Raw genomic sequence first — 20829 nt, forward strand, 5'->3', positions numbered from 1 at the left:
CGAAGGGCCCGTCGCGAGGCGACGAGCCCTTCGGTCCTGCGGAGGATGGGGGATTCGAACCCCCGAGGGCTTTTAACCCAACACGCTTTCCAAGCGTGCGCCATAGGCCACTAGGCGAATCCTCCTGGTGCACCACCGATCCTGATCACGGACCGGGGTAGCGCAACGAGGATACCGGACCGCGGTCCCAGGGCCGAATCGCGCCCCCTCCCGTGCCGGCGTGCACGCCTGCACGGTGCCCGACGGCGGTCGCCCGGCCCGGTTTCTGGCGAGGCCCGGTCCTGGGCTAGGCTGGGTGCAGACCCCTCGTGCGGCATCATCTCGCCGAACTCCCCCAGGGCCGGAAGGCAGCAAGGGTAGGTGAGCTCTGGTGGGTGCGCGAGGGGTCCTTCATGTCTGCGGCCGGCACCACGGATCGACGTCGCTCCCATCATGTGACCAGAATGGCGTCCACATCTTGGACGATCCGGCTCGGGGATTGGCGCCCACGCGCCTCACGTGCCCATGATGAACGACATGAGCTCGCTCCCCGTCGCCGCACCGGTCCCGCACGCAGCGTCCTGCGTCGCGGTGCCGTGTTGTCGCCGCGCACGGGGCGCCGGGCGAATGTGCGGCTGCTGACACCCGCGCCGTCGTCCCCCGCAGGGTCTCCCTGCACCTGACCGACCTGCTCCGTCGCCCCGCGCGCCCGGACCGGTCCACCGCTCGCCACGTGGCTGATGGCCCGTCGGAAGCACCCCGCACCCGATCCCGCAGGCACCCCTGCACCCCGTCGTGCCGACCTCGCGCGACCCCGTCGAAGGGCATCCCATGTCGTTCTCCACCACATCGTCCTCCACCGCCCGCAAGCGTCTGACCTGGGCGGCGGTCGCCGTCGCGTCCACCCTGGCCCTGACGGCGTGCTCCTCCGGCGACGACTCCGCGAGCACCTCCACCGGCGGCTCGGACGACCCGATCCGTGTCGGCGTGGTCGGCGCGGCCGACGACAAGTGGGCCGTGTTCCAGGAGCAGGCCGAGGCCGAGGGCATCGAGATCGAGCTGGTCGACCTCCAGGACTACACGCAGGCGAACCCGGCGCTGTCCCAGGGCGAGCTCGACGTCAACCAGTTCCAGCACCTGCAGTTCCTCGCGGGCTACAACGTGGACGCCGGGGACGACCTCCAGCCGATCGGCGCGACGGCCGTCTACCCGCTCGCGCTCTACTCGACCAAGCACACGTCCCTCGAGGAGATCCCGGACGGCGGTCAGGTGGCCGTCCCGAACGACCCGACGAACCTCGCCCGTGCGCTCCTCGTGCTGCAGGAGGCGGGCCTGATCGAGCTCGAGGACGGCGGGAGCTCGATCTCCACCGAGGCGGACGTGCTGCCGAGCTCCAAGGTGACCGTCACCCCGGTGGACGCGGCGCAGACCCCGATCCAGCTCCAGTCCGTCGACGCGTCGATCATCAACAACGACTTCGTCGAGGACGCCGGCCTCACGCCCGAGGACGCGCTCTTCGAGGACGACCCCGACTCCGACGCCGCCAAGCCCTACATCAACGTGTGGGTCGCGCGCGCCGAGGACTCCGGCGACGAGACGCTGCTCAAGCTCGCCGAGATCTCCCACTCGGCGGAGGTCGTCGAGGCCGAGGACGCCGCGTCCGGCGGCACCGCCGTCATCAAGGAGAACTCGCCTACCGAGCTGCAGGAGATCCTCGCCGGCATCGAGGACGACATCCGCAACGCCTCCTGACCCGAGCGACGCGGGGGTGGGCGGGCGACCGCCCGCCCTCGCGCGTCGTCGGGCCCGGGGGAGGACGATGGCAGACGGACCACGCACCCCGGCCAGGCGGCCCGGACCGATCCCCGCACCGGCACCCCGGAGGCCCGGCCTCCGACGAGAGGACCCGACCGTGACCGACGGCCCCCGCGACCCGGGTGGTGACGAGCAGCCCGCGATCGAGCTGCGCCACGTGAGCAAGACCTTCGGCGAGGGCGACGACGCCGTCCACGCCGTCGACGACGTCTCCCTGACCGTCCGGCGCGGAGAGATCTTCGGCGTCATCGGGTACTCGGGTGCCGGCAAGTCCACGCTCGTGCGGCTCGTCAACGCCCTCGAGACCGTGACGAGCGGCGAGGTCGTCGTCGACGGCCAGGTGATCACGGGCCTGCCCGAGCGGCGTGTGCGCGAGGTGCGCTCGCGCATCGGCATGGTCTTCCAGCAGTTCAACCTGCTGTCCTCGCGCACGGTCGCCGGGAACGTCGCCTACCCGCTCAAGGTGGCCGGGTGGTCGCGCGAGCAGCGGGCGGCGCGCGTCGCCGAGATGCTCGCCTTCGTCGGGCTCTCCGACAAGGCGAAGGCGTACCCGCGGCAGCTCTCCGGCGGCCAGAAGCAGCGCGTGGGCATCGCCCGCGCGCTCGCGGCGTCGCCCACGATCCTCCTGGCCGACGAGGCGACGTCCGCGCTCGACCCGGAGACCACGCGCGAGGTGCTCGCGCTCCTGCGGCGCGTCAACGCCGAGCTCGGGATCACCATCGTCGTCATCACCCACGAGATGGAGGTCGTGCGCTCGACGTGCCACCGCGTCGCAGTGATGGAGCACGGCAAGGTGGTCGAGACGGGCGACGTGTACGACGTCTTCTCCGCGCCCAGCGCCGACGCGGCCCAGCGGTTCGTCGGCACGGCCCTGCACGACCGGCCCTCCCGCGAGACGCTCGCGCGCCTGCGCGAGCGCCACCCCGGCCGTCTCGTCACGGTCGGCGTGCGCGAGGGGGCGAGCACGGGGACCGACCTGTTCCGCCTGCTGCGCGAGCACGACGTCGACGGTTCCGTCGTCTTCGGCGGCATCTCCGAGGTGGGGGAGCGGCCGTTCGGCTCGTTGACCGTGGAGCTCGACGCGCCGGAGGACCGTGTCGCGCCGTTCCTCACCGCGCTCGCGGAGCGTGCCGACGTCGTGGACCTCGGCACGGCGGCGCACCCGCTCGAGGACCCGCGCGTCGCGCGGCTCGCTGCCGGCCGCGGTGACGCCGGTGACGACGACGGGCCGCCCGGAGACGGGGGCGACCTCGGCGACCCGTACGGCACCGGTCGCGACACCCTCTACCGCCACGGCAACCTCGGAGGCCGCTGATGAACCGCGACTGGTCCACCCTCTGGCCGATCCTGTGGGAGGCCTTCGGCCAGACGCTCCAGATGGTGTCCGTGGCGCTGCTCACGGGCGGCCTCGCCGGTCTGGCGCTCGGCATCGCGCTCTACGTGACGCGCCAGGGCAACGTGCTCGAGAACCGCTGGGTGTTCGGTGTCCTCAACGTCCTCGTCAACATCGTGCGGCCGATCCCCTTCATCATCTTCGTCACGCTGCTCGGGCCGGTGACGCTCCAGGTGGTCGGGACGACGCTCGGCACCGAGGCGTTCATCTTCCCGCTGTCGGTGATGACGGCGTTCGGCACGAGCCGCATCGTCGAGCAGAACCTCGTGGGCATCGACCCCGGGGTCGTCGAGGCGGCGCGCGCGATGGGTGCGTCCTCGTGGCGCATCATCACGACGGTGCTCGTCCCCGAGGCACTCGCCCCGCTCATCCTCGGGTACACGTTCCTCTTCATCGCGGTGCTCGACATGTCGGCGATCGCCGGGATCATCGGCGGCGGCGGCCTGGGCAACTTCGCGATCGTGTACGGCTACCAGCGGTACAACTGGGGCGTCGTGGTCGTGACCGTGATCGTCATCATCGCGATCGTCCAGCTTGCGCAGCTCCTCGGGAACTGGCTCGCGCGCAAGGCTCTGCACCGCTGACGAGCCCGCGAGATCGACCCCTGCGTCGCGAGATCGACCCTCTGAAGGTCGATCTCGCGACGTACAGGTCGATCTCGGGGCAGAGCGCCGGTAGCGGCCTCGTGCCTGTCGGCGCCGACGTCTAGAGTGGCCGGGGTGAGCACCGCCCTGTACCGCCGCTACCGGCCCGAGACCTTCGCCGAGGTGATCGGTCAGGACCACGTGACCGCGCCGCTCATGCAGGCGCTGCGCAGCGGCAGGGTGAACCACGCGTACCTCTTCTCGGGCCCGCGCGGCTGCGGCAAGACGACCAGCGCGCGCATCCTCGCGCGCACCCTCAACTGTGCGCAGAACACGCCCCAGACCCCGATCGACACCCCGTGCGGAGTGTGCCCGTCGTGCGTCGACCTCGCACGCGGCGGTCCGGGCAGCCTCGACGTCGTCGAGATCGACGCGGCCTCGCACGGCGGCGTCGACGACGCGCGCGACCTGCGCGAGCGCGCGACGTTCGCCCCGACGCGCGACCGGTACAAGATCTTCATCATCGACGAGGCGCACATGGTCTCGCCCGCCGGGTTCAACGCGCTGCTCAAGATCGTCGAGGAGCCGCCGGAGCACATCAAGTTCGTCTTCGCGACGACGGAGCCCGACAAGGTCATCGGCACCATCCGCTCGCGCACCCACCACTACCCCTTCCGTCTGGTCCCGCCGGACGTGCTCGGCCCGTACCTCGAGGAGCTCTGCACCGCGGAGGGCGTGGGCGTCGGGTCGGGCGTCTTCCCGCTCGTCACGCGCGCGGGCGGCGGCAGCGTCCGCGACTCGCTGTCCGTCATGGACCAGCTCATCGCCGGCGCGGAGAACGGCCAGGTCGACTACGAGCGCGCCGTCGCGCTGCTCGGCTACACGCACGCCACGCTGCTCGACGACGTCGTGGACGCCCTCGCGGCGCGCGACGGCGCGAGCATCTTCCGCGTCGTCGACCAGGTCATCGCGACGGGGCACGAGCCGCGCCGCTTCGTCGAGGACGTCCTCGAGCGCCTGCGCGACCTCATCGTCATCGCCGTCTCCGGCGAGGAGGCGCAGGCCGTCCTGCGCGACCACCCCGCCGACCAGCTCGCGCGCATGCGCACCCAGGCCCAGAACCTCGGGATGTCCGAGCTCTCGCGCGCCGCCGACCTCGTCAACGCAGCGCTCACGGAGATGGCGGGCGCGACGTCCCCGCGGCTGCACCTCGAGCTGCTCGTCGCACGGCTCCTCCTGCCCGGCGCCGACGACGGCGCCGCGGGCTTCGCCGCCCGCCTCGACCGCCTCGAGCGCGGCGGCCTCGGTGCGGCACCCGCCGGCCCGGTCCCCGCCGCACCGGGCCCCGTCGTGTCCGGGCCGGTCGCCACCCTGCGTCCTGTGCCCGACGCCGCCGCGTCCGGGCCGGCGGTCTCCTCGCCGGAGCCCGGGCTCACCGGTGCCGCCGCCGTCCGTGCGGCGCTGCGCCCGGCCAGGGGAACCCTGCCTCCGCCTGCTGCGGCGACGTCGGCCCCCGCCCCGGCCGGCCCGACACCGGCCGCTGCCGTCGAGCAGCCCGGCCCCGTCGCGCAGGCCACCCCCGTCGAGCAGCCCGGCTCCGTCGCGCAGGCCACCCCCGTGGAGCAGACCGACGCCGTCGAGCAGGCCACCCCCGTCGAGCAGGCCACCGCGCCGTCGCAGCCGACGGGCGAGGGCACGGCGACGACGCAGGCGCCGGAGGGCGATGCCGAGCGCGTCCCGGCCGAGCGCGCACCAGGTCGCGGAGCCGCGCACATCCCGGCCGTCGAGGAGTCGGCGTCGGATGCGGAACCGACGGCGGAGCGGACGGACGAGCCCGCGGGTGCGCCGGCCGCCGAGCCGACGGAGGACCGGGCGGAAGGACGGGCGGAGCCTCCCGCCGAGGAGCCGACCGGAGCGTCGCCGGGAGCGGGTCCGGTAGAGCCGGCGGAGTCGCCGAGCGCGGCGCAGGCGGCCGCGCCCGCCGGGCAGCGCGAGGAGACGACGACCGCGGTCCCGTCGGGCGTGGCGTCCGGGGCACCGTCGATGACGACGGAGGAGCTGCGGCGGCGCTGGCCCGAGGTGCTCGAGACGCTGAGCTCGAGCCGCGCGACGTGGTCGCTCGTCAGCATGAACGCGCAGGTGGCGGAGCTGCACCCGGACGTGCTGTTCCTGGCGTTCCCGTCGCCGGGGCTCGCCCGGACGTTCTCGTCCTCGCGGCACACGGCGGCCGTCCAGGACGCCGTCTACCAGACGCTCGGTCTCCAGCTGCGGGTCGAGGCGCGCCTCGCCGAGGACGGTCATGGCCAGGGTCACGGAGGGGGCGGAGGCGGGGGCGGGGGCGGCTCGGCCCCCGTCGCCGGACCCGGGGATCCGGGGGGTGCCGCGGTGCCGGACCCGGGCGCAGATGTCGAGCCCGCGTCGTGGCCCGCTGACGACGCGGTCCCTGCGAACACCTCGCCGGGCGACGACGTCGCACCACCGGCCGGCGTGTCCTCTCCCGCGCGGGCGAGCGCCGCCCCGGTGCTCGCGAGCTCGCCGGTGGGCTCCAGCAGCGCGGTGCTGGACGCCTCGCGCGGCGGAGCCGTGGCGCTGCAGGAGCGACCGGTCCACCAGGAGTCGTCCCCGTCACCTCGGGCCACGGTGATCGACGCGGCCGACGCGGCATGGCTCGCGGGCGCACCGGCGACGATCGCCGTGACGGCGCCGTCGGATGCCGCTGGATCCGTCGACCCGTCCTCGCTCGGCGCAGCGCCGTCGCGCGGAGCCGCGCCCTCACCCGGTACGACGGCGCGCACCGCCGTCGCGGACGACCGGCCTGGTCCCTCGGGCGGCGCGGTCGATGCTGCCGACGAGGCGTGGCTGGCCGGTGCGTCGCTGTCCGAGCCACCCGCGGACCTCGACGACGGCCCGGAGCCGGAGCCGGTCGTCGAGCAGGAACGCCAGCGGCCCGCACCGGCGCCCGCGGCGGGGGAGACGCCCCGGCAGGCCGCGGAGCGCCGCGAGGCGGAGCGCCGTGCCTCCGTCCGGGCGACGACGCCCGTGCGCGTCGCACCGGAGGACGACGCGCCCTCCGCCGACGACCCGGACATCGTCTCCACGGGTCTGGTCGGCGCGCAGCTCGTCGTGCGGCTCCTCGACGGCAAGATCGTCGAGGAGATCCAGGACCCGGGCGCCTGACCGTGCCGCGCGGTGCGCTGCACCACGTCGAGCTGTGGGTTCCCGACCTCTCCCGCGCGGAGCGGTCCTGGGGATGGCTGTTGACCGCGCTCGGCTACGTGCCCTACCAGCGCTGGGAAGGCGGCCGGAGCTGGCGGCTCGGTCCGACGTACGTGGTCGTCGAGCAGAGCCCCGCCCTGGCTGCGGACGAGCACGACCGCACGCTGCCCGGCCTCAACCATCTGGCCTTCGACACCGGCTCGCGCAGCGACGTCGACGCTCTCGTGGCAGCGGCGGGCGAGCACGGGTGGGCGCTGCTCTTCGGCGACCGGCATCCGTTCGCGGGCGGTCCCGACCACTACGCCGCCTATCTCGAGGACACGGACGGCTTCGAGGTCGAGCTCGTCGCGACGTCCGGAGCGGCGGCCGGGCACGTCGGCGACGCCCCGTAGGCTGGGGGAGTGTACGAAGGCGCTGTCCAGGACCTGATCGACGAGCTCGGCCGACTCCCCGGCGTCGGGCCCAAGAGCGCGCAGCGCATCGCGTTCCACCTCCTCGCGACCGACGCCGTGGACGTGCGGCGCCTCGTCGACGCGCTCACCGAGGTCAAGGCGCGCGTCCGGTTCTGCGACACGTGCGGGAACGTCGCCGAGTCCGAGCAGTGCCGCATCTGCGCCGACCCGCGGCGCTCGGTCGACGTGATCTGCGTCGTCGAGGAGCCCAAGGACGTCGTCGCGATCGAGCGCACGCGCGAGTTCCGCGGGAAGTACCACGTGCTCGGCGGCGCCATCAACCCGATCGAGAACGTCGGACCGGGTGACCTGCGGATCGCGCAGCTCATGACGCGCCTCGCGGACGGGCAGGTCACGGAGGTCATCCTCGCGACCGACCCGAACGTCGAGGGCGAGGCCACCGCGACCTACCTCGCGCGCATGCTCGGCCCGATGGGTCTGCGCGTGACTCGCCTCGCCTCCGGACTACCTGTCGGGGGAGACTTGGAGTACGCCGACGAGGTGACCCTCGGGCGGGCGTTCGAGGGACGTCGCCTGATCGGCGGCTGACGGAAGGGACCGGCATGGGCGAGATCCAGCACGACCCGGAGCTGCGCGAGATCGCCGAGGAGACGGCCGCGGAGGCCCGCGCGTACCTCACGACGACGGCACAGGTCGCCGCCGGCGCGACCCCGGGGGCGGTGCTCCCGCTGCTGCTCCTCGCGCTGTCCGACGTCCTGGCCGTCGGCGCACGGCTCGGGGCGATGGGCGACGTCGTGCCCGTCGAGCGGTTCGAGCCGGACGCCGGCCCGGACACCGACCTCGACCCGCTGCGCACCGCGCTGTCCCGGCTGTTCGACGGCTTCGACGACTACGTCGAGATCACGGACCCGCTCGTCGGCGCCGACGTCGGGGCGGCGTCGTTGTCCGGCGACCTGGCGTGCGTCGCCGAGTGCCTCGCGAAGGGCTTGCAGCACTTCGAGGCGGGACGCGAGCTCGAAGGGCTGTGGTGGTGGCAGTTCTCCTACGTGTCGCTGTGGGGCGAGCGCGCCGCGAGCGGCCTGCGCGTCCTGCAGAGCGCCCTCGCCCACCTGCGGCTCGACGTCGAGGACGACGTCGCGGCAGAGGCGGAGTACGACGCCCTGCAGTCCTGACCGACCGGCTCAGGAGGCGTTCGCCTGGGCCTGCTCGTAGTGGTCGGCCAGACCGGCGAGGTAGGGCTCCCACTCGACGGTCGCGACGTCCCGCCCTTCGCGCACCGCGGTGAGCCGCTCGAGGTAGTACTCCCACCCCGGGCCGACGTTCCGGGCGTCGTCGGACGGGCCGAGCACCTGGCGGAACGTCAGCGTCGTGACGCCGTCCTCCTCGGCGAGGTCGAACGCGAGGTGCCAGGTCTGGTCCCCCATGGCGGTGTCCCCGGCGAACCGGTGCGGGGGCTCGCACCGCGTGATGCGGTACTCCTCGGGCTCGGGGTCGTCCCCCTCGGCGGTCATGAAGAACTGGACGCGGCCCGTCGAGGGGTCGCCCTCCCAGTACCCGATCCACCGGGCGAGCCGCTCCGGCTCGGTGAGGCTCGCCCACACGTCGGCGGCGGGGGCGCGGAACGTGCGCGTGACGACGAGCTCGGGGCCCGCCGGCCCGTGCTCGACCGTCCCGTGCGGCACGGGGCCCGTGGGGGCGGAGGGGGTCGGGGTCGTCGGGTCGCTCATGCGATCTCCTCGTGTCGGCCCGCGCCCGGCTCGGCGCGGCGCTCTCGGGTGGTGCGGCGGACCTCGAGGTCGAGGCCGTCGAGGGCTCGGGCAGGGACGGGTGGCACGACGCCGGCGAGGGCCGCGACGATCGCGCTCACGGGGGCGAGGGCGTCGGGGCGCAGCGAGTAGACGCGACGCCTCCCGTCGGGCACGACGGCGACGAGCCCGGCCTCGCGCAGGACCCGCAGGTGCCGGCTCACCCCCGGCCGGGAGACACCGGGCTGCGAGGCCGCGAGGTCGCCGGCCGACAGGTCTCCGCGGCGCAGCGCGAGGAGGAGATCCCGACGGACCGGGTCGGACAGGGCCTCGAACGCGTCCACCCACGAAGCGTAACCGATCGGTTACGCGTTGTCAGTGGACCCGGTGGACACGGAGGACGCTGACGCCGTGGTACCACTAGTGGGTGCTGCCAGCCTTCGTCCTCCCGTCCACCGGCGGGCTCGAGATCGACGGCCTGACGATCGCCCTCCTCGTGCTCGCCGCGCTCACGGCGGGATGGATCGACGCCGTGGTCGGCGGGGGCGGGCTGATCCAGCTCCCCGCGCTGCTGCTCGTCCCGGGCATCAGCCCGGTCCAGGCGCTCGCGACGAACAAGCTCGCGAGCATCATGGGCACGTCGGTCAGCGCGGCGACGTTCTACCGGCGCGTGGGTCCCGACCTGCGCACCGCCGGCCCGATGGCGCTCGCCGCCCTGGTGGGCGCGATCGGGGGAGCGGCGCTCGCGTCCCGGATCCCGGCCGACCTGTTCACGCCGATCATCCTCGTCGTGCTCGTGGCCGTCGCCACCTACACGATCGCGAAGCCGAAGCTGGGCCACGCGACGAACCTGCGCTGGGAGGGCAACGGCCACCGGTGGGCCGCGGCGGGCATCGGGCTCGTCATCGGCACCTACGACGGCCTGCTCGGTCCTGGGACGGGCACCTTCTTCGTCATCTCGCTCGTGAGCATCCTGGGGTACGCGTTCCTGCCGGCGTCCGCGCTCGCGAAGATCGCGAACTTCGCGACCAATGCGGGCGCGCTGATCTTCTTCGTCCCGTACGGCGCGGTCCTGTGGGGGCTCGGCCTCCTGATGGGCGCGGCGAACCTGCTCGGCGCGTACGTCGGCGCGCGCATGGCGGTCGCGAAGGGGAGCGGGTTCGTCCGCGTCGTCTTCGTCGTCGTGGTCGGTGCGCTGATCCTCAAGCTCGGGTCCGACGTCGTGCGCGACCTGGTCTGAACGCTCGCCCTCAGCGGCGGGTCGACTCGAGCGGGACGACGCGAGTGGGACGACGCGGGAGGGACGACGCGGGCCCCGACCCGGCGGCCGTCGTGCAGCAGGGGCGTGCTGCACGTCAGGCGTGCCCGGGTCGGGGCCGTCGTCGGCGGGGGTGCTGAGCGGCCCCCCGCCTGCTCTCGCGCAGGGCGGTCACACCGAGCGGTGCGGCCATCCCGTCGCGATGGTCTCCTCGTCCTCCCCCTCGGTCGCGACCTGCGACGTGTCCACGCCGTCCGGCGCGGGGGAGTCCGGCAGCGGTGGCGCCACGCTCCGGTCGAGGAGATCGGGCCGGTCGCTCACGGTCGTCACGCCGCTCGTGACCTTGTAGCCCTTCCTGCGCGCCGCGCGGGCGCGCTCGCCCGCCGAGCGCAGGCGCGGGTTGACGTACTCGTCGATGCCGAAGTTGACGAGCGACAGCGCCATGCCGAGCAGCGCGATGCACAGGCCGGCGGGGACGTACCACCACCAGTAGTCGGGGAACGCGCCGTTCTGCTGCGCCCAGAAGAGGATCGTGCCCCAGTTGAGGTTGGTGATGGGGATGACGCCGATGAACGCGAGCGTCGTCAGGCCCAGCACCGCGGCGGTCACCGTGCCGACGAAGCTCGACGCGATGATGGCCGTGAGGTTCGGGAGCATCTCGACGGCGATGATCCGGTGGATCGGCTCGCCGTTGGCCCGCGCCGCCTGGATGAAGTCGCGGTTGCGCAGCGACATGGTCTGGGCGCGCAGCACGCGACCGCCCCACGCCCAGCCCGTGATGGCGAGCACGGTCGAGATGAGGAGCAGGCTCGGGTTCTCGTACTGCGACGCGACGATGATCATCAGCGGCAGGCCGGGGAGCACGAGGAAGACGTTCGTCAGCGCGGACAGCGACTCGGAGCGCCAGCCGGCCACGTACCCGGCCGTGACGCCGACCACCACGGCGACCAGCGTCGCGATGATGCCGGACACGAACCCCACCACGAGCACGCCGCGCGTGCCGTAGATGATCTGGCTGAGCACGTCCTCGCCCATGTGCGTCGTGCCGAGCCAGTGCTGGCCCGACGGCGGCTGCTTGAGCGCCGTGAAGTCCTTGTCGAGCGGCCCGTACGGCGCGATGAGGTCGCCGAACACGGCCAGCACGGTGAAGAACCCGAGGATCGCGAGCCCGGTCAGCGACTTGCCGTTGCGGAACATCGCGAAGCCGCGCCCGAGGCGGGCTCTGCGCGAGCGGGCACGCGGGCTCGCCCCCGTGGGCGCCGGGGCGGACGACGTGGGACCGGTCGTCGTCCGGACGGGCGACGTCGGCCCGGAGGTCGGCGCGTCCGGCGCGGACGGCGTGCCGTTCGTGGAGGTCGAGGTGGACGTCATGGCTCAGGCCTCCGTCGCGCGGGTGCGCGGGTCGAGGGCGGCGTGCGCGACGTCCGCCAGGATGTTCGCCACGAGGACGGACAGCGTGATGACGAGGAACAGGCCCTGCATGAGCGGGTAGTCCTTCGCGTTCGTGGCGTCGAGGAGGAGCTTGCCGACACCCGGGTAGGAGAAGACGAGCTCCATGACGAGCGTGCCGCCGACGATGAACCCGAGGGACAGCGCGAAGCTCGACAGCTGCGGCAGGACGGCGTTGCGCGATGCGTAGCCGGACAGGACGCGGCGCGGGCTCAGGCCCTTGGCCTGCGCCACGGTCACGTAGTCCTCGTCGAGCACGGTGATGAGCATGTTGCGCATCCCGAGGACCCAGCCGCCGAGCGACGCGACGACGATCGTCAGCGCGGGCAGCGTGCCGTGCTGGATCACGTCCCACGCGAACTCGAACGACCACTCCGGGCTCGCGCCCTTGCTGTACGCGTGGGACGCGGGGAACCAGCCGAGCGCGCTGGAGAAGACGGCGATCGCGATGAGGCCCATCCAGAAGTACGGGACGGTCGACATGAACGTCGCGACCGGGACGATCGCGTCCGCACGGCTGCCGCGGCGCCAGCCGACGACCGCGCCCAGGGCGCTGCCGAGGAAGAAGCTGATGATCGTCGCGATGCCGACCAGGCCGAGCGTCCAGGGCAGGGCGACCGCGATGACGTCCCCGACGGGAGCGAGGCCCTTGGAGAACGAGCGCCCGAGGTCGCCGGAGAGCATGAGCCCCCAGTAGTCGACGTACTGCTGGAACAGCGACCTGTCCTCGTCGAGACCGAAGAGCGTGCGCAGCGAGGCCGCGGCCTCCGGGCTGACCTTGCCCTGGTTCTTCGCCAGGTAGGCGGAGACCGGGTCGCCCTTCATCATGCGGGGCAGGAAGAAGTTGATGGTGATGGCCGCCCAGGCGGTGAACAGGTAGAAGGCGGTGCGGCGGGCGAAGAATCTCACGGTCGGCTCCTCGACGCGTCGGTCGCCGCCCCGGCACCGGAGAAGTGGACCTCCGGGTTCGGCGAGGCGTCGCGCAGCGCGCGGGTGTAGGGGTGCTGGGGGTCGAGGATCACGTCGTCGGCGGGGCCGTGCTCCACGACGACGCCGTGGTGCAGGACCATGATCTCGTCGCTGAAGTGCCGCGCCGTCGCGAGGTCGTGCGTGATGTAGAGGACCCCGAGGTTCGACGCGCGCTGCAGCTCGGCGAGCAGGTTGAGCACGCCGAGACGGATCGAGACGTCGAGCATCGAGACGGGCTCGTCGGCGATGAGCAGCGACGGCCGCGACGCAAGCGCGCGTGCGATGGCGACGCGCTGGCGCTGACCGCCGGACAGCTCGTGCGGGCGGCGCTCGACCACCCCGGCGTCGAGGTGCACGCGCTCGAGGAGGCGGTGCACCTCGTCGTCGACCTCGTCCTTCGGGACCACGTGGTCGAGGAGCAGCGGCCGCTCGAGGTGGTGCCGGATCGTGTGCGACGGGTTGAGCGACGCGAACGGGTCCTGGAAGACCATGCGCACCTGCTGCCGGTAGCGGCGCAGCGCCCGGCCCCGCTGGGGGATCGGCGAGCCGTCGAGCAGGATGCTGCCCGACGTCGCGCGCTCCAGCTGGGTGAGGATCTTCGCGATCGTCGACTTGCCGCTCCCGCTCTGCCCGACGAGCGCGACCGTGCGCCCGGAGGTGAGGGTGAAGCTGACGTCGTCGAGCGCGAGCATGTCGCCCGCGCCGCGGACGCGGTAGCGCTTGCTGACGTGGGAGAGCTCGAGCGTGGTCATGCGACCGCACCTCCTGCCGCGCCGGCGTGGTGCCCGCGCACGAACCCGCCGCGCTCGCCCGTGAGGCTGGGGAACGAGCCGAGGAGCGTGCGCGTGTACTCGTGTTGCGCGTGGTGGTAGATGTTCGACGCCGTGTCGAGCTCGACGATGCGGCCCTGTCGCATCACGGCGATGCGGTCGGAGATCTCGAGCAGCAGCGGCAGGTCGTGGGTGATGAAGATGACGGAGAACCCGAACTGCCTGCGCAGGTCCGAGATCTGCTGGAGGATCTCGCGCTGCACGAGCACGTCGAGCGCGGTGGTCGGCTCGTCCATGATCATGAGCTGCGGCTTGAGGGCGAGCGCCATCGCGATCATCACGCGTTGGCGCATGCCGCCCGACAGCTCGTGCGGGTACGAGCGCAGGCGCTCGCGGCCCACGCCGACGAGGTCGAGCAGGTCGCCGCACTCGCGCGTCCGCTCGGCGCGGCTCATCCCGGGGCGGTGGGTCTCGAAGACGTCGCCGAGCTGCTTGCCGATCTTCGTGACCGGGTTGAGCGCGTTCATCGCGCCCTGGAAGACCATCGACGCCTTGTCCCAGCGGAACCGGCGCAGCGCGGTCTCGGACAGCGCGGCGATGTCGACGTCCTCGCCGGACTCGTCGTGGAAGACCGCGTGGCCCGACGGGATGACGGCGGGCGGCTTGAGGAGGCGCTGCACGCCGTACGCGAGCGAGGTCTTGCCGCAGCCGGACTCGCCGGCGAGACCGAGGATCTCGCCGCGGTGCAGCGTGAAGGAGACGTCGGACACGGCCTCGACCGGGGGGTCGACGTCGTAGACCACGCTGAAGTCCGTGACGGTCAGCAGGGGATCGGTGTTCACTCGTCCAACCTGTTCGTGGGGTGCGGGCGGTGCGGGGCGCGAGCACGCGTGCGTGGTGCTGCGCCGTGACGCGGCGGGTGCGCCGAGGACCGGGGCCCTAGCGCGCCCGCCGCGCGATGGTCACGACGGGTCGTGCGTCACTCCACCGGCTCGAGCTCGGTGAGGATGAGCACGGCCGACGGCTGCGTCGGGTCCGCGTTGGTGTACGGGTCGGCGTCGCTCGGCCAGCCCGTGTAGTTCCGCGTGTTGAACTCGCTGATGAACGGGCGCGTGCCGATCGGCATCGCCGGGACGTCCTCGACGAAGATCTTCTGGACCTTCTCGATCGCGGCGGTGCGCGTGGCGTCGTCCGTCGCGTTGGCGAACTCGTCGAGCGCGGCGGTCGCCTCGGGGTTGTCGTAGCGGCCGAAGTTGTAGTCCGCGGCCTCCCCGACCGGCTTGAGCCAGCGGCCGTCCATCATGTCGCTGTACAGGTCGTACGGGGTCGCGCCCGTCTCGGTCCAGTGCAGGATCGCGTCGAAGTCGCCCGTGCCCTTCGCGGCCCACCAGGAGTCGGAGTCGGGCGTCGTGACGGTGGCCTCGACGCCGAGCGCCTTGACCGACTCGGCGATGAGGCTGATGCCCGTGACGTAGTCGTTCCAGCCCTGCGGGACGGTGAGCTCGAACGTGACGGGCTCGCCGTCCGGGTCGACGAGCGCCTCACCGTCGAGGGTGTAGCCGGCGTCCTCGAGGACCTTCTTGGCGCCGTCCACGTCGACCGCGTACTCCTCGCCCTGGAACTCCTCGGCGATGTACGGGTCGCCCGCGGGCTGGGGGAGGCCGGTGACCGAGGTGAGCAGGGGCACGCCGTCCTCGCGCGCGATCTGCTGGTGCTGCGTGCGGTCGACCACCATGTTCACCGCCTGGCGGAACGCCACGTCGCTGAACGGCTTCTTCGTCGTGTTGACGAACATCGCGTCGACGCCGAGGCCGGCGGGGGCCCAGTAGACGTTGTGGTCCGGGTCCTTCTCGACGTAGGCCGACTGCACGTTGGGGAGGAACGCCTGCGCCCAGTCGGCGTCGCCGTTGGCGAGCGCGGTCGTCAGGGCGCTGTTGTCGTTGTACGACACGTAGTACAGCGTCGGGACCGCGAGCTCGCCGCCCCAGTAGTCGTCGCGCGCGGTGAGCTCGACGCTCTCCGTGCTGAAGCTCTCGAGCGTGTACGGGCCGGTGCCGACGGGCTCGGGGTTGACCTCCGTCGTCGGGTCGGCGACGCCCTCCCACACGTGCTTCGGCACGACGTAGCGGTGCAGCACCTTGTCCTGCTTCGCGTACATCGAGCTCGTGAACGTCAGCGTGACGACGTCGCCGTCGACCGTGACGCTCTCGAGCGGCAGCGCCGCGGTGTTGAGCTCCGGCGTGTCGAGGAGGATCTGGTAGGAGAACGCGATGTCGTCGGCGGTGAGCGGCTCGCCGTCGTTCCACGTCACGTCGCTCTGCGTGGTGAGCTGGACGGACGTGTAGTCGTCGGACCACACGATCTCCGACGCGAGCCACGGCTTGACCGGGTCGCTCGGGCTCACGACGTTGACGAAGCCCACTGGCTCGTAGATCGCGTTGACGTAGCCGAGCTTGAGCGCCGACGAGTCCCCGATCCACGGGTTGTTCGACTCGGTCGCGATCGCGCCGTCGGGCTTGGCGATCGTCAGGGCGGCGCCGCCGGCGCCGGTGGTCGTGTCGGTGTCGCCGTCGCCGGACGACGCCGAGCAGCCGGTGAGCACGAGGGCAGTCGCGACGCCGAGCGCGATCGCGGAGGCCTTCAACCTCATGAGTCTCTCCTTCGAGAACGTCGGCCCGGCCGGTGCCGGGACGAAAGGGGGCGGTGCAGGGGTGGTGCCGCGGTCCGGTGGTGGTGCTACTCCCGTCCGGTGGTGCTCTCCAGCGCCCGGACCGCGGTGTCCAGGCGGAGGTCGTCGATCGAGCGCCCGACCCGGAGCCGGTACGTCCCGGCGGGCAGGTCCCAGCGCTCGCTGTCGGTGTCCCACACCTCGAACCTCCGGCGCGGGACGGTCACGGTGACGTGGGCGGACCCGCCCGCCGCGACGTCGACGGAGGCGAACCCGCCGAGCCAGCGCGACGGTCGGTCGCGGTGCGCGACCGGGGCCTCGAGGTAGACCTGGACGGTCTCGCGACCGTGTCGGGTCCCGGTGTTGGTGACACGGACGACGACGGCGGCGTCGCCGTCGGGCGTCCAGGTCGCGGGTGCGACCTCGTCGTAGGACCAGGTGGTCCAGCCGAGGCCGTGCCCGAAGGGCGCCGCGGGCACGCGGCCCGAGCGCACCCAGGCGCGGTGGCCGACGTGCACGCCGTCGGTGTACTCGACCACGCCACCGGCGGGGACGGCGTGGGGGACCGGGACGTCGGCCGCGTCCGCGGGGAGCGTCCACGGCAGGCGTCCGGTCGGCTCGACGGCGCCCGCGAGGACGTCGGCGATCGAGTGCCCGGCCTCCTGGCCCGGGAACCAGACCCACAGCACGGTGCGCGCGCGGTCGAGCCACGGGAGGAGGACGGGGGCGCCGGCGTTGACCACGACGACCGCGTCCGGGTCGGCGTCGAGCACGCGCTCGACGAGCTCGTCCTGACGGCCGGGCAGCGCGAGCGAGGTCCGGTCCCAGCCCTCCGACTCGACCTCCTCGTTCGTCCCGACGACGACGACGGTGAGGTCCGCCGCGCGGGCGGCGTCGACCGCCTCGGCGATCTCCTGCTCGACGGACGGGGCCGGGACGCGGTGCCGCAGCTCGGCGCGCACCATGTTGCCGTAGCCCTGTGCGCGGGTGACGAGGAGCGACGCGGTGACGCGGACGCAGCGCGGGGCGTCGACGTGCACGAGCGCCGGGACGCCGACCGGGTTGTTGATCGAGGAGTCGAGGATGACCTCGACGCCCGAGCGGTGCGGGTCGTGCGCGACGACGACGCCGTCGACCTCGATCGTGTGACCGGGCACGGTGCCGACCTCGAGCGTGTGGTCGCCCGGCTCGTCGAGCAGGACGTCCGCCTCGAGCACGACGGTGTCGACCGTGTCCGGCAGGTCGCGCAGGAAGCCGTCCCAGTGCGCGAGGACCTCCTTGCGCAACGTCGCGCCCTCGGCGTCGAGCCACGTGACCTGGAGGGCCTGGTCGGGGAGGGACCGTGCGGTCAGGTCGAGGCGCGGTGCCAGACGGCGCGCGTCGCCCCCGCGGGACACGGTGAGCGACGCGTCGGGCCAGCGGGCGGCGAGTCCCTCGGCCGGGGTGACGACGTGCGTCGGGACGACCGTCGAGCTGCCCCCGCCGAGCACGTGCGGACGCACCGCGTTGGGGCCGGCGAGCGCGATCGAGCGCGGCGGGGGTCGGTCCCAGACGGGGTTCTCGGCGTCGGACCGCAGGACGACCGTGCCGCGCGCGGCGGTGCGGCGCACGAGCTCGCGCAGGTCGCCGTCGTACGTCAGGGGACGGGCCGGCTCGTCGAGCGCGCCCACCCGGCGGGCGAGGAGGAGGAGGCGCGCGACCTTGTCGTCGATCTCCGCCTCGGGCACGAGGCCGTCCTCGACGGCGCGCACGAGCCGGTCCTCCCAGGGCCCGCCGGGACCCGGCATGACGAGGTCGAGCCCGCCGTTCGCCGACTCCGCGGTGGTGTGCGTCGCGACCCAGTCCGAGACGACCGCGCCGTCGAACCCGAGCTCGCGCTTGAGGACGTCGGTGACGAGGTGCCGGTGGGCCGTCATCGGCGCCGTCTCGGTGTCGTCGTCCACCTGGTTGTACGCCGCCATGACCGACCACGCGCCGGCGTCGACCGCCGCCTCGAACGGGGCGAGGTAGACCTCGCGCAGCGTGCGCGGGTCGACGTGCGCGACGTAGCTCGTGCGGTCCGTCTCGGAGTCGTTGGCGACGTAGTGCTTGACGCACGCCGCGACGCCCTCGTCCTGGAGGCCGCGCACGACACCCGTGCCGATCTCCGCCGTGAGGAACGGGTCCTCGGCGTAGCACTCGAAGTGCCGGCCGCCCACGGGTGTGCGCTGGATGTTGACCTGGGGGGCGAGCACGACGTCGACGCCGTGGGTGCGCGCCTCGCGGGCGAAGGCCCGGCCGGTCTCGTGCGCGACGTCGCGGTCCCACGTCGCGCTGATCGCGCTGGGGGAGGGGAACAGGATCGAGGTCTCGCCCTCGACCTCGCTCGTGCCGCGGACGCCGACGGGGCCGTCGGACAGGACGACCGGGCGCAGCGCCAGTCCGTCGTGGCCGTGCGTGCGCCACATCGACTGCCCGGTGAGGAGCCGGACCTTCTCGCGGAGCGGCAGACGCTGCGCACGGGTGCGCAGGTCGTCGAGCTCCGGGGAGGCGTCGGCTCCCGGGCGGGACTGCGGTGTCACGAAGGCTCCTCGTCGTCGAGCGGCTGTGGCGATGAACTTACCGTGCAGTTAGTAAGTTGGCAAGAATCTGCGTCTCCGCAGGTCAGCGGGCATTTGTTCGACGGATGACGCCGACAGCGTGCTGCAGGAAGCGTCTGGGCATGCGTAGGATCACCCCGGCGCAGGCCCGTCGACGGCGGCCGGCCGGACGGGCTGCGCCGGAGACGGCAGACGGCAGCACCGTCAGCAGGGCGGACGACGGCGACAGCGGCGACGACGAACGGAGGCGACGATGCCCAGCAGCACGAGCGAGAGGCGTCCCCGGATGCGCGCGGCGACCGTGCGCCGTCGTGAGGAGATCCTCCGCGCCGCGATGGTGACGTTCGGCAGCCGCGGCTACCACAACGGGCCGCTCGCCGAGATCGCCGAGCAGGTCGGCATGACGCACGCCGGGATCCTCCACCACTTCGGGTCCAAGGACGACCTCCTGCTCGAGGTCCTGCGGTACCGCGACGAGACCGACGTCGCCGAGCTCGAGCCCCAGCACATCCCCGGCGGGCTGGAGATGTTCCGCCACCTCGTGCGGACCGCGTTCCTCAACGCCCAGCGCGCCGGCATCGTCCAGGCGTACGCCGTGCTGTCGGCCGAGTCCGTCACCGACGGGCACCCGGCGCGTGAGTTCTTCGAGATCCGCTACCGCACCCTGCGCGCCGAGGCCGTCGAGGCGTTCGAGGAGCTGTGCGCCGCGCGCGGCGTCGAGGCGCCGGCGACCGTGCGGCACGCGGCCGCCGCGATCCTCGCCGTCATGGACGGGCTCCAGGTCCAGTGGCTCCTCGACCCCACGCTCGTCGACCTCGGCGAGGTGAGCGAGTTCGCCATCGAGGCGATCGTCGCGGCCGTCGTCGAACCGAGGCCGTCGCCGCTCTGACCCGACCCCCGGCCCCGCGCGCGACCACGGTCCCGCGCGCGACCTCGGTCCCGCTCCCGACCGACCAGGGACCCTGTCGGGTGCTGCGGGCACCCGCGAGGATCGAGTCGTGCAGACCCTCGCCCAGGCGTTGACCCTCCAGTCCGACGCGGCCCGGGCCAAGGTCGCCGCCGCCCGGCACCCGGGTCGCTACCTCGTCGCGTCGGCGCTCGCGGGCGCCTACGTCGGGGTCGGCGTCGTGCTCATGGTGGCCACGGCCGGACCGTTCCTCGCCGCCGGCGCGCCGGCCGAGCGGCTCGTCGCAGGTTCCGTCTTCGCGGCGGCGCTGACCCTCGTCGTGCTCGCCGGCGCCGAGCTCGCGACGTCGGCGATGATGATCCTCGCGCAGGGCGTCGCGACGCGCACGGTCCGGCTCGGTCCCGCGATCGGGACGCTGACGTCCTGTCTCGCCGGGAACCTCGCCGGCTCGATGGCGTTCGCCTGGCTCGTGGTGCAGTCGGGCGTCCTGCGCACGAACGCCGCCGCGGGCGACATGGTCGCCACGATGCTCACCGCCAAGGCGCACGAGACCGGACCCGAGCTCCTCGCGCGCGGCATCCTGTGCAACGTCCTCGTGTGCGCCGCGATCTGGGCGTGCGGCCGGCTGACCTCCGAGGCGGGCAGGGCGATCGTGATCTTCTGGGCCGTCCTCGCGTTCATCGCCTCGGGCTTCGAGCACGTGGTCGCCAACATGACGACCTTCTCGCTCGGCCTCTTCACGGGCGACGGCTGGACGACGTGGGCCGACTTCGGGCGCAACGTCGCCTGGGTGGGACTCGGCAACCTCGTCGGCGGCGCGGTCGTCGTCGGCCTGGGGTACGCCGTCGTCGCGGGCGGCGACCGGGCCGGGAGGGCGGGTCCTCGCGGGCCGTCGCCCGGTGCGGTGCCGACCTCTCCGGTCCGTCCCGCGCGCAGCGCACGGGTGTAGTGTCGAGAACGTGGTTGATCGCCGGATCGGCCCACGCGAGGCCGATCGAACCAGCTCTCGCCCGCACCGCGACGACCCTGTCGCGGAGGACGACGGGTCGGACGCGCGGTGGGACGACGACGGTGGTTCCGAACC

General features: G+C 73.0%; 18 protein-coding genes, 1 tRNA gene and 1 other RNA gene. 11 read left to right on the forward strand and 9 right to left on the reverse strand.

What is annotated here, in order from left to right:
* Positions 1-39: 39 nt before the first annotated feature.
* A tRNA-Ser gene (locus NFS20_RS01605) sits at positions 40-125 on the reverse strand.
* Between the two features lie 172 nt (positions 126-297).
* On the opposite strand from NFS20_RS01605, the gene ffs reads away from it, so the two are divergent.
* The 8 genes from ffs (at position 298) to NFS20_RS01645 (ending at position 8572) form a co-directional block, all read left to right on the forward strand.
* Positions 298-394, forward strand: an RNA gene (gene ffs / locus NFS20_RS01610) — signal recognition particle sRNA small type.
* Positions 395-810: 416 nt separating this feature from the next.
* Positions 811-1731: a MetQ/NlpA family ABC transporter substrate-binding protein gene (locus NFS20_RS01615; RefSeq protein ID WP_251149999.1), complete on the forward strand. Its 921-nt coding sequence runs from the start codon at positions 811-813 to the stop codon at positions 1729-1731.
* Between the two features lie 160 nt (positions 1732-1891).
* Complete coding sequence (locus NFS20_RS01620; protein ID WP_502800764.1) at positions 1892-3109, forward strand: methionine ABC transporter ATP-binding protein; 1218 nt, start codon at positions 1892-1894, stop codon at positions 3107-3109.
* On the forward strand, positions 3109-3771 hold the full coding sequence (locus tag NFS20_RS01625; RefSeq protein ID WP_251150000.1) for a methionine ABC transporter permease: 663 nt from the start codon (positions 3109-3111) through the stop codon (positions 3769-3771). The genes NFS20_RS01620 and NFS20_RS01625 overlap by 1 nt, the downstream gene beginning before the upstream one ends.
* A 135-nt stretch (positions 3772-3906) precedes the next feature.
* Positions 3907-6948 (forward strand): DNA polymerase III subunit gamma and tau, encoded by a 3042-nt coding sequence (locus tag NFS20_RS01630; RefSeq protein ID WP_251150001.1) that lies wholly within the window; start codon positions 3907-3909, stop codon positions 6946-6948.
* A 2-nt stretch (positions 6949-6950) separates the two neighbouring features.
* Complete coding sequence (locus NFS20_RS01635) at positions 6951-7379, forward strand: VOC family protein (protein ID WP_251150002.1); 429 nt, start codon at positions 6951-6953, stop codon at positions 7377-7379.
* Between the two features lie 9 nt (positions 7380-7388).
* Positions 7389-7988, forward strand: a complete 600-nt coding sequence (gene recR / locus NFS20_RS01640; protein WP_251150003.1) for a recombination mediator RecR — start codon at positions 7389-7391, stop codon at positions 7986-7988.
* A gap of 14 nt (positions 7989-8002) precedes the next feature.
* On the forward strand, positions 8003-8572 hold the full coding sequence (locus NFS20_RS01645) for a DUF5063 domain-containing protein (RefSeq protein ID WP_251150004.1): 570 nt from the start codon (positions 8003-8005) through the stop codon (positions 8570-8572).
* A 9-nt stretch (positions 8573-8581) separates the two neighbouring features.
* Here NFS20_RS01645 and NFS20_RS01650 read toward each other — a convergent pair whose 3' ends face one another.
* Positions 8582-9127, reverse strand: coding sequence for an SRPBCC family protein (locus NFS20_RS01650; protein ID WP_251150005.1), 546 nt, complete (start codon positions 9125-9127; stop codon positions 8582-8584).
* A complete protein-coding gene (locus NFS20_RS01655; RefSeq protein WP_251150006.1) occupies positions 9124-9489 on the reverse strand; it encodes an ArsR/SmtB family transcription factor in 366 nt (121 codons plus the stop codon). The genes NFS20_RS01650 and NFS20_RS01655 overlap by 4 nt, the downstream gene beginning before the upstream one ends.
* Positions 9490-9572: 83 nt before the next feature.
* Here NFS20_RS01655 and NFS20_RS01660 point away from each other — a divergent pair, with 83 nt between their 5' ends.
* Positions 9573-10385 carry a TSUP family transporter gene (locus tag NFS20_RS01660; protein WP_502800765.1) on the forward strand — a complete coding sequence of 271 codons (813 nt, stop codon included), beginning with the start codon at positions 9573-9575 and terminating at the stop codon, positions 10383-10385.
* A gap of 189 nt (positions 10386-10574) precedes the next feature.
* Here the strand turns inward: NFS20_RS01660 and NFS20_RS01665 are convergent, their stop codons facing one another.
* From NFS20_RS01665 to NFS20_RS01690, 6 genes are all read right to left on the reverse strand, one after another.
* Entirely contained in the window at positions 10575-11600 is a 1026-nt protein-coding gene (locus NFS20_RS01665; protein WP_251150569.1) for an ABC transporter permease, read from the reverse strand.
* Between the two features lie 177 nt (positions 11601-11777).
* Positions 11778-12761 (reverse strand): ABC transporter permease, encoded by a 984-nt coding sequence (locus tag NFS20_RS01670; RefSeq protein WP_251150007.1) that lies wholly within the window; start codon positions 12759-12761, stop codon positions 11778-11780.
* Complete coding sequence (locus NFS20_RS01675) at positions 12758-13573, reverse strand: ABC transporter ATP-binding protein (protein ID WP_251150008.1); 816 nt, start codon at positions 13571-13573, stop codon at positions 12758-12760. Before NFS20_RS01675 ends, NFS20_RS01670 begins: the two co-directional genes overlap by 4 nt.
* On the reverse strand, positions 13570-14433 hold the full coding sequence (locus NFS20_RS01680; protein WP_251150009.1) for an ABC transporter ATP-binding protein: 864 nt from the start codon (positions 14431-14433) through the stop codon (positions 13570-13572). Before NFS20_RS01680 ends, NFS20_RS01675 begins: the two co-directional genes overlap by 4 nt.
* A 137-nt stretch (positions 14434-14570) precedes the next feature.
* On the reverse strand, positions 14571-16241 hold the full coding sequence (locus NFS20_RS01685; protein ID WP_251150010.1) for an ABC transporter substrate-binding protein: 1671 nt from the start codon (positions 16239-16241) through the stop codon (positions 14571-14573).
* An 86-nt stretch (positions 16242-16327) separates the two neighbouring features.
* On the reverse strand, positions 16328-18820 hold the full coding sequence (locus NFS20_RS01690) for a beta-glucosidase family protein (protein WP_251150011.1): 2493 nt from the start codon (positions 18818-18820) through the stop codon (positions 16328-16330).
* A gap of 271 nt (positions 18821-19091) precedes the next feature.
* Between NFS20_RS01690 and NFS20_RS01695 the strand changes: the two genes are divergently transcribed.
* Together NFS20_RS01695 and NFS20_RS01700 are read left to right on the forward strand one after the other, a co-directional pair.
* Positions 19092-19727, forward strand: a complete 636-nt coding sequence (locus NFS20_RS01695) for a TetR/AcrR family transcriptional regulator (RefSeq protein WP_251150012.1) — start codon at positions 19092-19094, stop codon at positions 19725-19727.
* A 109-nt stretch (positions 19728-19836) separates the two neighbouring features.
* Complete coding sequence (locus NFS20_RS01700; protein WP_251150013.1) at positions 19837-20694, forward strand: formate/nitrite transporter family protein; 858 nt, start codon at positions 19837-19839, stop codon at positions 20692-20694.
* Positions 20695-20829: the final 135 nt, after the last annotated feature.

It is taken from the genome of Cellulosimicrobium sp. Marseille-Q4280 (genome assembly GCF_943181405.1).
Lineage (GTDB): Bacteria > Actinomycetota > Actinomycetes > Actinomycetales > Cellulomonadaceae > Cellulosimicrobium.

Bases quoted from the DNA above. Each gene is read 5' to 3' on its own strand.
- NFS20_RS01615 (WP_251149999.1), top strand. From the start codon at position 811: ATGTCGTTCTCCACCACATCGTCCTCCACCGCCCGCAAGCGTCTGACC.
- NFS20_RS01625 (WP_251150000.1), top strand. From the start codon at position 3,109: ATGAACCGCGACTGGTCCACCCTCTGGCCGATCCTGTGGGAGGCCTTC.
- NFS20_RS01645 (WP_251150004.1), top strand. From the start codon at position 8,003: ATGGGCGAGATCCAGCACGACCCGGAGCTGCGCGAGATCGCCGAGGAG.
- NFS20_RS01650 (WP_251150005.1), bottom strand. From the start codon at position 9,127: ATGAGCGACCCGACGACCCCGACCCCCTCCGCCCCCACGGGCCCCGTG.
- NFS20_RS01665 (WP_251150569.1), bottom strand. From the start codon at position 11,600: ATGTTCCGCAACGGCAAGTCGCTGACCGGGCTCGCGATCCTCGGGTTC.
- NFS20_RS01675 (WP_251150008.1), bottom strand. From the start codon at position 13,573: ATGACCACGCTCGAGCTCTCCCACGTCAGCAAGCGCTACCGCGTCCGC.
- NFS20_RS01685 (WP_251150010.1), bottom strand. From the start codon at position 16,241: ATGAGGTTGAAGGCCTCCGCGATCGCGCTCGGCGTCGCGACTGCCCTC.
- NFS20_RS01695 (WP_251150012.1), top strand. From the start codon at position 19,092: ATGCCCAGCAGCACGAGCGAGAGGCGTCCCCGGATGCGCGCGGCGACC.